Annotated in this window: 17 protein-coding genes; 10 read left to right on the plus strand and 7 right to left on the minus strand. The window is 63.0% G+C overall.

Annotation, left to right across the window (positions count from 1 at the left end; genetic code table 11):
* Positions 1-4 precede the first annotated feature (4 nt).
* Positions 5-478 carry a transcription elongation factor GreA gene (gene greA, locus A9K65_RS11715; protein WP_013530066.1) on the plus strand — a complete coding sequence of 158 codons (474 nt, stop codon included), beginning with the start codon at positions 5-7 and terminating at the stop codon, positions 476-478.
* A gap of 239 nt (positions 479-717) precedes the next feature.
* Here greA and waaC read toward each other — a convergent pair whose 3' ends face one another.
* From waaC to rfaD, 3 genes are read right to left on the minus strand one after another with little or no spacing between them, the layout of a single operon-like run.
* The gene (gene waaC, locus A9K65_RS11720) at positions 718-1,692 is read right to left on the minus strand and encodes a lipopolysaccharide heptosyltransferase I (RefSeq protein ID WP_024504158.1); all 975 of its coding nucleotides are present in this window, start codon (positions 1,690-1,692) and stop codon (positions 718-720) included.
* Positions 1,689-2,696 (minus strand): lipopolysaccharide heptosyltransferase II, encoded by a 1,008-nt coding sequence (waaF, locus tag A9K65_RS11725; protein ID WP_064994515.1) that lies wholly within the window; start codon positions 2,694-2,696, stop codon positions 1,689-1,691. Before waaF ends, waaC begins: the two co-directional genes overlap by 4 nt.
* A complete protein-coding gene (gene rfaD / locus A9K65_RS11730) occupies positions 2,669-3,625 on the minus strand; it encodes an ADP-glyceromanno-heptose 6-epimerase (RefSeq protein ID WP_064994516.1) in 957 nt (318 codons plus the stop codon). The genes waaF and rfaD overlap by 28 nt, the downstream gene beginning before the upstream one ends.
* Between rfaD and A9K65_RS35935 the strand changes: the two genes are divergently transcribed.
* The 6 genes from A9K65_RS35935 to A9K65_RS11760 all read left to right on the plus strand — a co-directional run bounded on the left by A9K65_RS35935 (position 3,597) and on the right by A9K65_RS11760 (position 7,951).
* A complete protein-coding gene (locus tag A9K65_RS35935; RefSeq protein WP_224675156.1) occupies positions 3,597-4,010 on the plus strand; it encodes a type II toxin-antitoxin system Phd/YefM family antitoxin in 414 nt (137 codons plus the stop codon). The two genes, rfaD and A9K65_RS35935, sit on opposite strands and share 29 nt — an antisense overlap.
* Positions 4,003-4,416, plus strand: coding sequence for a hypothetical protein (locus A9K65_RS11740; RefSeq protein WP_064994517.1), 414 nt, complete (start codon positions 4,003-4,005; stop codon positions 4,414-4,416). Before A9K65_RS35935 ends, A9K65_RS11740 begins: the two co-directional genes overlap by 8 nt.
* Before the next feature lie 36 nt (positions 4,417-4,452).
* The gene (locus A9K65_RS11745; protein ID WP_027162112.1) at positions 4,453-5,085 is read left to right on the plus strand and encodes a LysE family translocator; all 633 of its coding nucleotides are present in this window, start codon (positions 4,453-4,455) and stop codon (positions 5,083-5,085) included.
* 140 nt (positions 5,086-5,225) lie between these two features.
* Positions 5,226-6,719, plus strand: coding sequence for a D-glycero-beta-D-manno-heptose-7-phosphate kinase (gene rfaE1, locus A9K65_RS11750; protein WP_064994518.1), 1,494 nt, complete (start codon positions 5,226-5,228; stop codon positions 6,717-6,719).
* Positions 6,720-6,726: 7 nt separating this feature from the next.
* The gene (locus tag A9K65_RS11755; protein ID WP_064994519.1) at positions 6,727-7,299 is read left to right on the plus strand and encodes an SIS domain-containing protein; all 573 of its coding nucleotides are present in this window, start codon (positions 6,727-6,729) and stop codon (positions 7,297-7,299) included.
* Positions 7,292-7,951 (plus strand): HAD family hydrolase, encoded by a 660-nt coding sequence (locus tag A9K65_RS11760; RefSeq protein WP_064994520.1) that lies wholly within the window; start codon positions 7,292-7,294, stop codon positions 7,949-7,951. Before A9K65_RS11755 ends, A9K65_RS11760 begins: the two co-directional genes overlap by 8 nt.
* A gap of 4 nt (positions 7,952-7,955) precedes the next feature.
* On the opposite strand, the gene A9K65_RS11765 is transcribed toward A9K65_RS11760, so the two are convergent.
* Both A9K65_RS11765 and A9K65_RS11770 read right to left on the minus strand, forming a co-directional pair.
* The gene (locus A9K65_RS11765; RefSeq protein ID WP_064994521.1) at positions 7,956-8,750 is read right to left on the minus strand and encodes a glycosyltransferase family 2 protein; all 795 of its coding nucleotides are present in this window, start codon (positions 8,748-8,750) and stop codon (positions 7,956-7,958) included.
* A gap of 253 nt (positions 8,751-9,003) precedes the next feature.
* Positions 9,004-9,483: an Lrp/AsnC family transcriptional regulator gene (locus A9K65_RS11770; protein ID WP_064994522.1), complete on the minus strand. Its 480-nt coding sequence runs from the start codon at positions 9,481-9,483 to the stop codon at positions 9,004-9,006.
* A gap of 248 nt (positions 9,484-9,731) precedes the next feature.
* Here A9K65_RS11770 and trxB point away from each other — a divergent pair, with 248 nt between their 5' ends.
* Positions 9,732-10,706, plus strand: coding sequence for a thioredoxin-disulfide reductase (gene trxB, locus A9K65_RS11775; RefSeq protein WP_064994523.1), 975 nt, complete (start codon positions 9,732-9,734; stop codon positions 10,704-10,706).
* A 79-nt stretch (positions 10,707-10,785) separates the two neighbouring features.
* Positions 10,786-11,682, plus strand: coding sequence for a LysR family transcriptional regulator (locus A9K65_RS11780; protein WP_013530079.1), 897 nt, complete (start codon positions 10,786-10,788; stop codon positions 11,680-11,682).
* Between the two features lie 66 nt (positions 11,683-11,748).
* Here the strand turns inward: A9K65_RS11780 and A9K65_RS11785 are convergent, their stop codons facing one another.
* Together A9K65_RS11785 and A9K65_RS11790 are read right to left on the minus strand one after the other, a co-directional pair.
* Positions 11,749-12,246: an isoprenylcysteine carboxylmethyltransferase family protein gene (locus A9K65_RS11785; RefSeq protein WP_064994524.1), complete on the minus strand. Its 498-nt coding sequence runs from the start codon at positions 12,244-12,246 to the stop codon at positions 11,749-11,751.
* Between the two features lie 720 nt (positions 12,247-12,966).
* Entirely contained in the window at positions 12,967-15,018 is a 2,052-nt protein-coding gene (locus tag A9K65_RS11790; protein WP_013530081.1) for an elongation factor G, read from the minus strand.
* Positions 15,019-15,328: 310 nt separating this feature from the next.
* Between A9K65_RS11790 and A9K65_RS11795 the strand changes: the two genes are divergently transcribed.
* Positions 15,329-15,724 (plus strand): cupin domain-containing protein, encoded by a 396-nt coding sequence (locus A9K65_RS11795; RefSeq protein WP_064994525.1) that lies wholly within the window; start codon positions 15,329-15,331, stop codon positions 15,722-15,724.
* Positions 15,725-15,836: the final 112 nt, after the last annotated feature.

Below are 15,836 nucleotides of genomic sequence, written 5' to 3' on the forward strand. Positions count from 1 at the left end.
CATCATGAACAAGGTCCCGATGACAGGCGAGGGGTTCGCGTCATTGAAGGAAGAACTGCGCTGGCGCCAGCAGGAAGAGCGGCCGCGCATCATCGAGGCGATCTCCGAAGCGCGCTCGCATGGCGACCTGTCCGAAAATGCCGAATATCATGCCGCCAAAGAGGCCCAGAGCCTCAACGAGGGCCGCGTCAACGAGCTTGAAGATTATATTGCGCGCGCCGAGGTGATCGACGTCAGCAAGCTCAGCGGCGACAAGATCAAGTTCGGCGCCACCGTGGTGCTGGTCGACGAGGACACCGAGGAAAAGAAGACCTACCGGATCGTCGGCGATCAGGAGGCGGACGTGAAGTCCGGCCGCATCTCGATCTCCTCGCCGATCGCGCGTGCGCTCATCGGCAAGGAAGTCGGCGATGCCATCGAGGTCAACGCGCCTGGCGGCGCCAGGGGGTATGAGATCGTCCAGGTGCAGTTCATCTAGGACCTTTGATAATTCTACTCTGGCGGCCGACTACAGCGCCGCGCGTCCTCTCGGACGCGCAAAGGACGCTGTAGGATTTTCAGTTAGCGCATGATCCCTTTCCGAAAATCAATTACGATTTTCGGGGTCATGCGCGGGCGGTTTTCTGCGCTTCCGGTGCTCACGTACTTTAAGTACGCGCCGCTCCGGTTCTCGAAGAACCACGCTATTCGACTCGCCAGAGCGAATTCTGAAAGGTCCTATGCCGGCGCTTGTAGTTTAAGTGCCAATAGCTTTTCTGCTTCCGCCACTACCTCCACCGGCACAACACGCCCCCCATGCGAGGCCAGCAGTGTCGATGCGTAGCGTCCGCGCGGGCCGGTCAGACCCGGCTCTGTTGCCAGGAAAATTGCGACCGTCGGCAGGCCGAAGGCACTGGCAAGATGGGTCAGCCCGGTGTCGGCGCCGATAACCAGCGTCGAGCCGCCGATAGTCGCGGCGATTTCGGACAGCGGCGATTTCGGTACCACGATCGTTGACGGCACGGCGCCTGCGATTGCCTCGGCCACGGTTTTCTCACGCTCGTTCGACCAGGTCGTGACCGGCGTCATCCCCCGCTCAATCAGGAGGCGGGCGGTTCCGATCCAGTCTTCGGCCGGCCATTTCTTGTCTTCGCGGCTGGTTCCGTGCAGCAGGAAGGCGGTTTTTCCAGAAGTGCCCGCCAGGGTGCCGGCGGGCGGCACGATGCCGGAGTCCAGCGTCGAAAGATCGGGTTGATAGGCGAGCGCCAGGCCAAACAACCGCCGCGTCCGTTCGATGGCGTGGAGATCGCGCGGGACGGCATACGTGGCATCGTAGAACAGCGTCGCCGAGGGTTCGCGCGCGCTCGAACGGTCGAAGCCGGCAATGGGTGAGCCCGCCTGTCTTGCCACCAGGGCCGATTTCAGCAGGCCTTGCGCGTCGATGACCAGATCGTAGCGGCAATTGCGCAAGGTGCGGCGCAGGGCGGCCGCCTCGCGCCAGGTGGCGCCGTCAAGCAGCGCCTTGCGCCAGCGCCGGATCGCCACCGTATGAATCTTGTCGATCGCCGGGTGAAGCGCGACGATTCCGGCGAATGCCTCTTCGACGCACCAGTCGAAGGTCAGGTCCGGGCGGTGGCGACGGGCATCCTCGACCGCCGGAAAGGTGTGGATGACATCGCCCATCGACGACGTCTTGACGATCAGCACCTTCATGCCGCGGCCGGAATTTCCAGCAGCCGGTCCGCCGCTGCCGCGACCTGGCCGACTTCCAGCGTCTTCAGGCAGTTGAGGTGGCCGAGCGGACAGACCTTCTGGTGGCAGGGCGAGCACGACAGGCCGAGCCAGACCAGCTCGCGGCGCTCCGCCAGCGGTGGCGTGTTTTCGGGCGAGGTCGAGCCGTAGATGGCGACGATCGGCGTGCCGACGGCGGCCGCGACATGCATCAGTCCGCTGTCGTTGGACACAGCCAGCCTGGCGGCGGATATCAGGTCGATGGCGTCCTCCAGCCGCGTCTGTCCGGCGAGGTCGACGACGCCGGGGGCCAGGGCTGCGATCTCCGCCGTCACGTCGCGGTCGTTCTTCGAGCCGAACAGCGCAACCTTCAAGCCTTTGCCCATGAAACCGCTGGCAAGCCCGGCATAGCTTTCGCTGGGCCAGCGCTTGGCAGGGCCGAATTCCGCGCCGGGCATCAGGGCCACGAATTTCTGCGGCGCCAGCCCGAAACGGCCGAGCAGGTCGACCTGGTTTTTCGTGTCCACGCTAAGCCGGGGCGCCCGGAAACTGCCGCCCTGGGCAAGGCCGAAATAGGCCTGCGCAGTGCGTCGTTTGATGCTGTCGGGCAATGGCACGATGTCGGTCAGCAGGCCATAGCGCATCTCGCGCAGATTGCCGACACGGCGCGGAATCCGGGCAAAGAACGGAATCAGCGCCGACTTCCAGCTGCCCGGCAGGATATAGGCCATGTCGTAGCGGCCGCGCAGCAGGCGGCCGAAGCGGCGGCGATGGGTGAATTCGAGCGCGCCGGGTTTGAGCGGAAAATCGATCTGCTGGCGGATTTCGGGCATGCGCTTGACCAGGGGTGCTGCCCAGGCCGGCGCCAGCACATCGATGGCGGCGTTGGGATGCAACTCCTTCAGCGCCGAAAACAGGCACTGCGCCATCACCATGTCGCCCACCCAGCGTGGGCCGATCACGAGGATCGTTGGGCTTTCAGCCATTCGACATAGTCTCTGACACCGGTTTCCACTGTCCGGAATTGGCCATTGTAACCGGCCGCGCGCAAACGGGACATATCAGCTTGCGTAAAGCTCTGGTAGCTGCCCTTGAGATGGTCGGGAAAGGGGATGAATTCAATCTCCCCTTTACCCAACGTGTCGATCACCGTTTCGGCGATGGCGCGGAAGGGCTGGGCACGGCCGGTGCCGCAATTGAAGATGCCGCTTGAGCCCCGTTTCCACAGCCACAGATTGACGTCGGCGACATCACCGACATGGATGAAGTCACGGCTTTGTTCGCCGGGCCCGAACCCGTCATAGGCGCCGAACAGTTTCGGGTTCTCGCCTCGCTCGACCTGGTTGAACAGATGGAAGGCGACGGAAGCCATGGCGCCCTTGTGCGCTTCGCGCGGGCCATAGACGTTGAAGTAGCGCAAGCCCACGACCTGTGAATGGTCGGCCTGCCCGGCGAACACGGTTCGCCTGACATAGTCGTCGAACAGCTTCTTGGAATAGGCGTATACGTTGAGCGGCCGTTCCAGCGCGGGATCCTCGAGGAACTCCGAGCCGCCGCCATAGACGGAAGCCGAGGAGGCATAAAGGAAAGGCACGCGCAAAGTCTGGCTTGCATGCAGCAACCGTTTCGAGAAGGCGTAATTCACCTCCATCATGAATTTGCCGTTCCACTCGGTGGTGGTCGAGCAGGCGCCCTGGTGGAACACGGCCTCGATGCGGCCGAGCGAGCCGGCCTCCATGCGGGGCAGGAAATCGTCCTTGTCGAGATAGTCGGCGATCTTGAGATCGGCAAGATTGACGATCTTGTGACCGTCGGTAAGGTCGTCGACGACGAGGATGTCGTCATGCCCTTCGGCATTCAGCGCGGCGACGATGTTGGAGCCGATCATGCCGGCGCCGCCCGTGACGATGATCATGAAGGACCTCTGGTTGCTTGCGATTCCGGTCCTTATAGGGGAGGCTAGCCGGGCTGTCGACAAAGCCAGGTGCATGCGCCTGTCCTGCCATTTTATGCGCTTGTCTGTTTTGTCCATTTTGTCTATTATGGACAAAACAGGGTATCCCATGAAAAACTATCCGTCGACCGATCTGAAACAGAATCTTGGAGATGTGCTTGCAGCTGCCAGCCAGCAGCCGGTCTCCATCACTCGCCACAACAAGCCGAGATACGTCCTGATGAGCATCGAGGCCTACGAAGCGCGCTTCGGCAACGACAGCCGCCGCGTCTACGCTGCGAAGGACGCCCCGACCGAACATGTCGAGATGCTCGAGGAGTACGCCGCGGAATTGGACCGTGATTAAACCCGCTGCTGCGGACGTCTGGCGATATCCATATCTTTGGCATCGCCAACACGGAGACGGCGAGACCGAAGGCCGGAAGTCACGGCCTGTGGCCTTTGTGGCTGTCCTTCCTGGGAAAGCCGGGGGTACCAACCTCTTCCTACTTGCAATCACTTCCACACAGCCGGGTCGTGATCGCGTTGCAGTCAGCATCCCGGAAATTGAACGCCACCGTGCGGGCCTCGATCCTATGCCCCTTTGGGTCATGGTCGACGAGTACAATCATAATATCCTGGAAGCGTCGGCCTATTTCGAGCCGGGTGCGCGAATTGGCGCGTTCAGCCCGTCATTTCACAAGAAAATTATGTTCGCTTTTACTGCGGTTGTCCGCACGGGTCAGTCCAAAGCAATCCCGCGCGCGGACTGAATCGACAGGGCAGAGCACGATCGTGAGGGACCCAAAATGCCATCGACCGAACTGCTCATCGCGTTTTTCGCCACCACGGCGATCTTCGCCTACATTCCAGGCCCGGCCATGCTCTATGCCGCCGCGCAGACGATGGCGCGCGGCCGCTGGTCCGGCCTGACGGCGGCGCTGGGCATTCATCTGGGCGGCTACGTGCATGTTTTCGCCGCGGCCGCCGGGCTGTCGGTGCTGTTTCATGCCGTGCCGACGCTCTACCTGGCGGTCAAGCTGGTCGGTGCGCTCTATCTGATCTGGCTTGGCATCTCGCTGTTTCGCAAGCGCGCGGACGGCGATGCGGCGCTGCCCGCGATCGAGCGCAAATCGGCGCGGCGCGCCTTTTTCGAGAGCATCACCGTCGAGGTGCTCAATCCGAAGACAGCGATCTTCTTCATGGCGTTCCTGCCGCAATTCATCGACGCCTCGGCGGCGTTTCCGGTCTGGCTGCAGTTCGTCGTGCTCGGCACGATAGTCAATCTGATGTTCTCCTCGGCCGATATCGTCTGCGTGTTCCTGGCGGGCGCCGTGATCGGCCGCCTGCGGCGTTCGAGCCGCGCCCAGCGGCTGATGCAGCGGGCGGGAGGGGCGGTGCTGGTCGGGCTGGGCATCCATGTTGCCCTGCAGAAGAGCTGACGCATCGGACACTCGCGGGTCATGTCCTGACGTTGCGCTGCGTGGATTTGCGGTATATCGGCAGGCATGAACGATCCGGCCCGTAAATTGACAATTTTCATCACGATTGAGATTTGCCTTACCCTCGCGTTGCCAGTGACATGATCAAGCACAATCCGCCTTCTCCAGAACCATTGCACCGCGCCATTGCGCGGTTCGGCCAAGCCACCGTGCTGGTGGTCGGCGACTTCATCCTCGATCGTTTCGTCAACGGCGTCATCGAGCGGATCTCGCCGGAAGCGCCGATCCCGGTGCTGCATGGGCGCGGCGAGACCTCGACCATGGGGGGCGCCGGCAATGTCGTGGCCAACATCGTTTCGCTCGGCGCTGCCGCTGTCCCCGTTTCCGTAATCGGCGCCGATCTGGCGGGCGACAGTCTGGTGCGGATGCTGCGGGAACTTGGCGCCGATACGGCGGGCCTCGCGCAGGAGCGTGGTCGCATGACATCATCCAAAAGCCGCTTCAGCGCGCTCAACCAGCAGGTGCTGCGTTTCGATGAAGAGGAGATCAAGCCGCTCGGCGCCGCGGAGCGAGCCGGCCTGATCCGGCATTTTCGCGCCGCGCTGGCGCACGCCGACATCGTCATCCTGTCCGATTACGGAAAAGGCATCCTGCTCGATGGCGTCGCCAGCGACTTGATCGCCATCTGCCGCGAGGCTGGAAAGCCGGTGCTGGTCGACCCGAAGGGCCGCGATTACGCGCGCTATGCCGGGGCGACCGCCATCACCCCCAACCGCAAGGAACTCGGCGAGGCCGTCGGCCATGCGGTGTTCGCCGATGACGAAATCGTGGCTGCCGCGCGCCAGCTGATTTCGGCACATGGTTTCGATTTCGTCGTTGCGACGCGCAGCGAAAAGGGCATGAGCGTGGTCGGCCCCGACGAGGCGCGCCACATCGCCACCCAGGCGCGCGAAGTGTTCGACGTTTCGGGCGCCGGCGATACGGTGATCGCGAGCTTCGCGCTGGCGCTGGCCGTAGGCGCCGATACGGTCATGGCCGCTTCGATCGCCAATGCCGCTGGTGGCGTCGTTGTGGGAAAACGCGGCACAGCGCGGCTGACGGTCGAGGAACTCACCGGTGCGCTGTTCCGTTCACATGGGCCGACCGCCCACAAGGACGCCATCCTCGACGCCACATCGGCCGCCCGCATGGTGGCGGCGTGGAAGGAAGAGGGCCTGAGCGTCGGCTTCACCAATGGTTGCTTCGACATCCTGCATGCCGGCCATGTCAGCTTGCTGCACGCGGCGCGAAGCCAGTGCGACCGGCTGGTGCTCGGCCTCAACAGCGATGCCTCGGTGCGGCGCCTGAAGGGCGCCGGCCGGCCGGTCAACAACCAGCACGACCGCGCCTGCGTGCTGGCAGCACTCGCCTCGGTCGACGCGGTCGTGGTGTTTGAGGAAGATACGCCGCTGGCGCTGATCGAAGCGCTGCTGCCCGACATACTGGTCAAGGGCGCTGATTACACGGTCGATACCGTGGTCGGCGCCGATGTGGTGCAGAAGGCCGGCGGACGCGTCGTGCTGGTCGATCTCGTCGCTGGAAAAAGCACCACCAACACCATTGGCAAATTGCGCGCCGGCGGCACCACAAACTGAGGGTTTCATGTCCGACTTGAACGATTACCTTGTCCGCTCGGCGGCTGCCATATCAGCCATGGTCGAACGGGACCTGACCGGTGAGATGGAGCGGGCGGCGAGCGCGGTGGTGACGGCGCTTTCGTTGGGGAAGGCCTTGCTCATCGCCGGCAATGGCGGCTCGGCCAGCGACGCCATCCACATTGCCGGCGAACTGGTCGGCCGCTTTCTCAAGGAGCGCAAGGCCTACAATGTCATCGCGCTGCCGGCCAATGCGGCGGTGCTGACCGCCTGGGGCAACGACTATGGCTTCGACACGGTGTTTTCGCGCCAGGTCGAGGCACATGGCGCGGCCGGCGGCGTGCTTCTGGCAATCTCGACCAGCGGCAATTCGCCGAGCATCCTCGCCGCCGCCGAACAGGCACGGAGGATGGACATGACGGTGATCGGCATGACCGGCGATACCGGCGGCAAGCTGAAGCCTCTGTCCGATATCCTGCTCAACGTGCCGTCGACCTCGACGCCGATCATCCAGCAGGGGCATCTGTGCCTTTATCATCATCTGTGCGAGGTGGTCGAAGCGCGCCTCAGCAATGGCTGATCCCACGACCTCTGGCCGCTATCCGCTGGCTGAGCCGGGCCTGTGGGTCGAGCAGGTCGGCTCAAAGGTGTTCGCCGCCGGCTCGCCGGCGCTGTTCCTCGATCGCGACGGCACCATCAATATCGATACGGGCTATCCGGATGATCCTGCCGAAATGGTGCTGCGCGCGAATATAGCCGCGGTGATAGCCGCCGCCAACGGGGCCGGCATTCCCGTCATCGTCGTCACCAACCAGTCCGGCATCGCGCGCGGCTATTTCGGCTGGAGCGATTTCGCCGCCGTCAATGGCCGCGTGCTCGAACTGCTACGCGCCGACAATGCGTTCGTCGACATGGTCCTTGCCTGCGCCTATCACGAGGCGGGCTCCGGCCCGCTCGCGGCCGCAGATCATCCGATGCGCAAGCCCAATCCGGGCATGCTGCTGGAGGCGGCCAGGCGCCTCGGGCTCGATCTGCGGCGTTCGCTGATCGTCGGCGACAAGGAGGCCGACATGGAGGCGGGACAACGCGCCGGCCTCTCGCAGGGCTGGCTGGTAGACGGGCAAGCGGCTGTCCGACGGGGCTTCACAATTCGGCCTTGGTGCGACCGCGCGGACTTCGACGGCCTGCTCGCCGCAATAGCTGGACTTGGGGCCGCCTCGGGCGCGCCCTAGCGGTCTATACCCGATCGTTGTCTCGCCAGGCTTCATAGAGCTTGGCCTCGGTGGCGAACGAATACACCATCACCAGCATCGAATAGACGAACCCGTGCCGGCCGCACAGGAAGTAGCGCTTGGCCAGGTAAAACTTCAGGAAGTTGCCAAGCGGCGACAGCACCAGTCTTATCAGGCCAGGCTTCTTGGCTCGTTCGACCAGCGTGGCGACCTTGAGGCTGGAGTAGGTGTTGGCTCTCGCCAGATCCTCGGCAATAGTCATTTCGCGGCGATGCAGCAGCACGCCATTTTCTATGGTGCCGGTTTCGCCCGGCACCTCGAACGACTCATGGACCCGCAGATTGAGGTCCATGGTCGCCTTGTCGCGCCGGAAAAGACGCAGCAGCCTGTTGTGAAGCACCCAGCGGTGCGCATAACCATAACCCTTCAGCTTGTCGCGGCGCCTGATGTACCATCCGTCGAAAGCATCGTTCCCAAGCTGCGTCACATTCGTGATCGACTGCCTGAGAACGTCATCGATGGCCTCGTCGGCTTCAATCGAAAGGCACCACGGTTGGGTGGCCTGATCGAGCGCGAATTGCCGCTGACGAGGAAAGCCCGGCCAATCATTGTGAAACAGCCTTATCGGGTAGCCCTTGGCGATGAACCCATTGACGACGTCCAGAGTGCTGTCCGTCGAGCCTGAATCGACGACGATGATCTCGGCGCAGAAGTCGACGCTTTCCAGGCATTCGCCGATCATGTCGGCCTCGTTCATACAGATGACCAGCGCCGAAACCGGGCTAGAAAATCGAGTCATCGTCCCACCCCACGGCACACTGTTCTCGGAATTGGGCTGCCCTGCGCCACCTGTATTATGCAATCCCGAAAGCGCTATGCGCTTTTCCCAGGAAAACCGTTACACACTTTTTCTGGAATTGCTCTAGGAAACCAGCAAGGCGGCTACGGCAGGACATCCGGCCTCACAGAAGTGCCTATCGAACGCTAAAGCGGCGCTGATATGGCGAGGCGTTCAAGCCGCATCGGCGAAAGCCGGTTGCGGTTCAACCGGCTCAAGGCTGTGTGAACGAGACCAACCCTTCGTCCTTGACCCGGCGGATGGTGAGCGCGGTTCGCACCGTGTCGACATTCGGGGTCGAGGTCAGTTCCTCGATGACGAAGGTCTGGAAGGCGCCAAGGTCGCTCGCCACGCAATGCAGGAGGAAATCGGATTCGCCCGACACCATCCAGGCGTCGCGTACGATCGGCCAGCCGCGGGTGCGCTCGGCAAAGATGCGCAGCTCGGCATCGGCTTGATGATGCAGGCCGACCAGGCAGAAGGCAACGACATCAAGGCCGAGCGCTGGTGCGTTGAGCAGAGCGCGGTAGCCACGGATGATGCCGGCTTCCTCCAGGCGCTTGACGCGGCGCAGGCATGGCGGTGCCGAAATGCCGACGCGGTTCGACAGTTCGACATTGGTCATGCGGCCGTCGCCCTGCAATTCGCGCAGGATCTTCCAGTCGATGGCGTCGAGGTCGGCCTTGAGCGGCATGAGGGCTCTCGATCATGAGGGGCAACACGCAAGAATCTTGCGTGATTTTGTAATTAAACGACTTCGCTGTCCATTCCATCCTTCGCCGGAATATTTCGCGGGATCCGCGGGCGACAGGGTGTGACAAAGCTTTCCGGGGACGAACTCCAACTTGCCTTGCTGGCGTCGTGGGCAACACTTACATTACGCGCGACAATGATCGAGTTTTCCATGCCGCAATTGCCGGCAGCCCTCCGCAGAGGCTTTAGATGACCACCAAGCACGCGCCCGTTCTCATCATCGGTTCCGGCCCGGCCGGCTATACGGCGGCGGTCTACGCCGCCCGCGCCATGCTGAAGCCGATGCTGGTCGCCGGCCTGCAGCAGGGCGGGCAGTTGATGATCACCACCGATGTCGAGAACTATCCCGGCTTCGCCGACCCGATCCAGGGTCCGTGGCTGATGGAGCAGATGCTGAAACAGGCCGAGCATGTCGGCACCGACATCATCAACGACATCATCACCGAGGTCGACCTCAACGTGCGACCGTTCCGTGCCAAGGGCGATTCCGGCACCACCTACACCGCCGACGCGCTGATCATCGCGACCGGCGCGCAAGCGAAATGGCTGGGCATCCCGACCGAGCAGGACTTTATGGGTTTTGGAGTCTCGGCCTGCGCCACCTGCGACGGCTTCTTCTACCGGGGCAAGGATGTCGCGGTGATCGGCGGCGGCAATTCGGCGGTGGAAGAGGCGCTCTATCTGGCCAATCTCGCCAAGAGCGTGACGGTGATCCACAGGCGCAGCGATTTTCGCGCCGAACGTATCCTGCGCGAGCGGCTTCTGAAGAAGGACAATGTCCGCGTCATCTGGGACACGATCGTCGACGAGATCACCGGTCGGCCCGGCAAGACGCCGCTGCCGCCCTCGGTCGAGGGGCTGAAGCTCAAGCATGCGGTGACCGGCGAGGTGTCGCACCTCAAGATCGACGGCGTGTTCGTGGCCATCGGCCATGCGCCGGCGGTTGAACTGTTCGCCGGCAAGCTCAAGCAGAAGCCGAACGGCTATCTGTGGACGGCGCCGGATTCGACCCGCACCGATGTGCCGGGCGTGTTCGCGGCCGGCGATGTGACCGACGATATCTACCGCCAGGCGGTGACGGCAGCGGGGCTTGGCTGCATGGCCGCACTCGAGGCGGAGAAGTATCTGGCCGGCATCGAAGTGCATCGCGAAGCGGCCGAGTAGAGAGTTCAGAGAGCGGCTTAGAAACGCCGTGTAAAAGCCTGATTTTTCATTCAGACGCCAAAACAGAACGAGGGGCATCATGGCGTTGGACTGGGACAAGCTACGCGTGTTTCACGCTGCGGCGGAGGCGGGGTCGTTTACCCATGCGGCCGAGACATTGCATCTGTCACAATCGGCGATCTCGCGGCAGGTCAGCGCGCTCGAGCATGATGTCGGCGTGCCGCTGTTCAACCGCCACGCCCGCGGGCTGGTGTTGACCGAGCAGGGTGAGATGCTGTTTCGCACGGCGCATGACGTGCTGATGAAGCTGGAGACCATCAAGTCCCGGCTGACCGAGACCAAGGATCGCCCGTCGGGCGTGCTGCGGGTAACGACGACGGTGGGGCTGGGCGCCGGCTGGCTAACCGAGCGGGTGCAGGAATTCATCGAACTCTATCCTGAAATCAGCCTGCAGTTGATCCTCGCCAACGAGGAGCTCGATCTCACCATGCGCCAGGCCGATTGCGCCATTCGGCTGCGCCAGCCGCAGCAGCCGGACCTGATCCAGCGCCGCCTGTTCACAGTGCATTTCCACCTCTACGCGGCCCCATCCTATGTCGCCAAGCATGGCAGGCCGTCTTCCGTCGCCGAGCTGAAGGCCCATCGCATCGTCACCTTCGGCGTGCCGGTGCCGTCGCATCTGTCGGAGCTGAACTGGCTGGAAACGGTCGGTGATTTCGAAGGCGGGCAAAGGGTGCCGACGCTGCAGATCAACGACATATTGTCGATCAAGCGGGCGGTGCAGGGCGGTGCCGGTATCGCCATGCTGCCCGACTATGTGATCAGCAAGGACTCCGACCTCGTGCAGCTGCTGCCGGAGACCGAGGTGCCGTCTTTCGACACCTATTTTGCCTATCCGGACGCGATGAAGAACCAGGCCAAGCTGCACGTGTTCCGGGACTTTATCATCGCCAAGGCGAGAAGCTGGTCATTCTAAGGACATGTCGATTGCCTGGCCCGACCTGAGCCTCAACATGCCCTGAGACGGCGCTGCCGGTTTCACCTACCCCCGCCAGGGCGACAGTCGAGGCAACCAGCCCGGTACGTTGCGGCGGTAGGCGTCGTATTCGGCGCCGTACCGATGAGCCAAAGTCGGCTCCTCGTAGAACCGCACGAAAGAGCCCATGGCGATCGCGCCGATGACCGCATAAGCGGCCAGCGTCCAGCTCGAGAACAGCAATGCCTGGCCGAGGACGATCGACAGCACGGCGACATACATCGGGTTGCGGACATGACGGTAGATGCCGCCGATCACCAGCCTCTCGGTTGGCGCGACCGGAGCGGGCGTGCCGAGGCCCTCAAGCGCGAATCGACCGAAGGCATGCAGCAGTGCTGCGATCGCGACGGCGATCAGAAGCCCGCCGACAGGGACAAAGCCCGGCAGACCAGACCACGGCAAGCCCCAGCGATCGGTCAACAGCCAGGGCACCAGCCCGGCAACCACGCAGGGCGCCGCGATGAAGAAGGCCGCACTGCCGGCGATCGCCGAAAACGTCCGCATTGGCTGCTTCCTCCCCGATTGCCTTAGAAATGCACGCCTGCTGCCTGCTTCCACATCATTGCCCGGTTTTGGCATTTTGAGCCGAAAGCCAGCCGAGATCGGCGATTCTGTAGTTGCAATTGCCCGATTCGGCGGCCCATTTCGACGATTCTGCTGGTCCTATTGGCTTCTGGAATGGGTTAGACCACAGCCTGCGTCTTTTTGCATGCGTGTGTTGCAAAATAGATGCTTGTTTCTTGGGCATGATGAGCACATATATAGATCATCTCCTGGGCGCGTTCTCCTCCCATTAGCGCCCTCGAGTGTTCCCCTCTGGAGGTTAGCCTTAACAGGCACTCCAATCAAACTCAGCCGGATCTTCATTGATCCGGCTTTTTTGTTGCCTGTGCTCTGCTGGGCCGGCAAAAAATTCCATCACAATTGCCACGTAACGGTGACATGTAACCTCTGGTAACATAGCCCGGACGCCCGCGACCTGCTATGTGGATCATAGGACGCGGTGTGGTTCGGACGGGAGATGGGGGCATCACTCGTACGGCCCGGGCTCAGGCGGCTACCGCGTCCGAACTGTTTTTTCCGCCGAACTCGGCGGCACCAAATGCGGCGGACCTGCCGTTTTACCTCCCAAGGAAACGGTCCGCGAACAAAACGGCGTCCGGTCCCCGCCGGACGTCGTTTTCTTTTGTCCCCTCGAATCAGGTCGAGAGGAACGCTACGCCATCAGGCAGCCTTGCCGTTGGTGTTCATCGCCTCGTCGGCCAGACGGCCGGTGAGTTCGGCCATGTGGTCGAAGACGGCACGGTAGCTGGCAACGCCCGCGGTCGCCGAGCGCAACTCGATGATCAGGTCGCCGATCTCGGCTTGCGGCATGGTTGCCTCGACGACATCCCATCCTGGCCAGCCAGGCCGCGCGTCGTAGCCGAGTATCTGGCCGCGCCGTTGCGGGATGAGAGCGATGATCTTCGAGGTGGCGTCGGAGGGTGTGACGATCTCGACCTTCATCACAGGCTCCAGGAGCACCGGCAAGCACGCGGCCATGCCTTCCTTCATTGCCAGCCTGGCCGCCATTTGGAAGGCCATGTCGGAGGAATCGACCGCATGGTAGGAGCCGTCCGACAGGTTGACTGCGACATCCACGACCGGAAAGCCCAGCGGCCCGGATTTCAGATAGTCGCGCACCCCGGTCTCGACCGACTGGATGTAGGTCTTGGGCACGACGCCGCCGGTGATGGTGTCGGTGAACTGGAAGCCGGAGCCGCGCGGCAGCGGCTTGATCTCGATCACCACGTCACCGAACTGGCCATGTCCGCCGGACTGTTTCTTGTGACGGCCGCGCTGTTGCGCCGATTTGCGGATCGTCTCGCGATAGGGCACCGCCGGCGGATGGCCTTCGACCGGTATCTGGTTCTTGCCTTCCAGCCGCTCGCGCACCACGCGCAGATGCATCTCGCCATGGCCCGACAGCACGGTTTCAGCCGAGTCCTGGTTGTGGCGCAGGCTGAGCGAGGGGTCCTCCTCGGCCAGCCGCTGGATGGCAGCCGACATCTTCACTTCGTCCTTGCGCTCCTTGGGGCGGAGCGCGAAGGCGAAGACCGGCTGCGGCGGCTCGAACTGGACGAGCGGCTTGATGCCGCCCTTGGCCGAACTCAACGTCTGGCCGGTCTTGACCTCGTCCAGCTTGCCCAGCGCGACCGTATCGCCGGCCTTGGCGATGGAGAGCTTGGACTGGTCCTTGCCGAGCATCCGGTAGATGCCGGAAACCTTGGCCGTGTCGCCGCCGGGCAGCCAGAGTTCGGAACCGTCGACGACCTGGCCGGAGAGGATGCGCGACACCGACAGCTTGCCGCCATGCGAGGTGTGGATGGTCTTCATCACCTGGACCAGGGTAGCCGCGCCGTCGGGTGCACCGAGCCGCTTGCGGGTCGCCTCGATGTCGGGCGCGTCGTGGCGGATCGCCTTCAGGAGACGCAGCACGCCGTTGCCTTTCTCGGCGGTGCCGATCAGCACCGGGGTCACCGCGCCGTCGCGCAGGTCGGCGGCGAGATCGTCGAAGATCGCGTCCTTTGGCGGTTCGATCTCCTCGAGCAGCTGTTCCATCAACTGGTCATCATGGTCGGCCAGCGTCTCCAGCATCGAGAAACGCGCTTCGAGCTCGCGCGCCTTCTCGTCGCCGGGAATCTGCGCCACCTCGCTTTCGGCATATTCGCGATAGATGTAGGCGCGCTCCAGCGCCAGGTCGATCGAACCAATGACGACGCCGTCCTTGCGCAGCGGAATCTGGCGCAGCAGCAATGGCACGGCACTGGCCGGCTGCAGCATCTTCAGCGTGTCGCGCACGCCGGTGATTGCCTTGTCGACCTTGTTGAGAAACAGGATGCGCGGCACGCCGAGATCGTCGAGCTTGCGCATGATCAGTTGCAGGGCAGGGATCTTCTTTTCATCGGCCTCGGCCACGACCACCGCGAGGTCGCAGGCGGCCAGCACCGGTTCGGCTTCGAAAGAGAATTCGATGGAGCCGGGACAGTCGACGAAGGTGATCTGCTCGCCCATGAATTCGGTGGTGGCGATCGTCGCCTCGACGCTCATGGCGTGGGCGCGCGCCTCGGGCGAATGATCTGAAACGGTGTTGCCTGATGAAACGGGATTTTGTCGGGGAATTGAGCCCGTACGGGCCAATATGGCTTCGAGAAGTGTCGTCTTACCGCTTGCGAAGGGACCGACTATGGCAATGCATTTCGGTCCCGTGCGTCGTCCTCCGGCGCGAGTACCCATGACTGACCTCCACTCAGGCGTTTCCCGCAGGACCGACTGGCATGCATGGTTCAGGCGTGGTCAATCGGTCCTGAGCGGCGGCCGGCCTGTTCGACCGTCGCGGGCGGGGTTCTTTTCAAGTCCACCTGCCCAAAGCCATCGTCCCACTTGTTTGCCGGCAGGGCAAGGAAAATAGAAATCCTTTGCTCGGCCGTGGACCCGTGCTGGCCATATAGGGGGCTGGCAGCCGGAAGCTGTTGCACGTCGGCCGATATCGGCGGAAACTGAAGCAGGCGACCCGTCGCCCGCTGTTTTGAAGGACCATCGACCCATGAAGATCATTGCCTGCGGCAGCGTGCCGACCGTCATCGCGCCGGAAAAATACTTCACCGGCCGGGTGCTGCAGACGCCGATCATCGAGAAAGAGGCGCCGGCGCGGCTGCGAGCCACGCTGGTCAGCTTCGAGCCGGGCGCGCGCACCCACTGGCATACGCATCCGCTTGGCCAGACGCTCTACGTGACGGTGGGCGCCGGGCTTGCCCAGACGTGGGGCGGCCCGGTCCAGCAGATCAGGGCGGGCGACGTCATCTCGTTCGCGCCTGGCGAAAAACACTGGCATGGCGCGGCGCCGAAATCGGCGATGACGCATATCGCCATGCAGGAGGCGCTCGACGGCGTCCATGCCGACTGGCTGGAAGCGGTGACATCGGAACAATATGACGGCTGAATGCTCAGTCCGCAGGAACCCGGCTTCTATTCAGCCGCGATATTATTAGAAGAGGGCGACTCGCGGCGAGTCCCGTACCATGGCGCAGGCCATACTCAATCGCCGGATCGAC

The sequence above is a fragment of the Mesorhizobium sp. WSM1497 genome, assembly GCF_001672455.2.
Classification (GTDB): domain Bacteria; phylum Pseudomonadota; class Alphaproteobacteria; order Rhizobiales; family Rhizobiaceae; genus Mesorhizobium; species Mesorhizobium ciceri.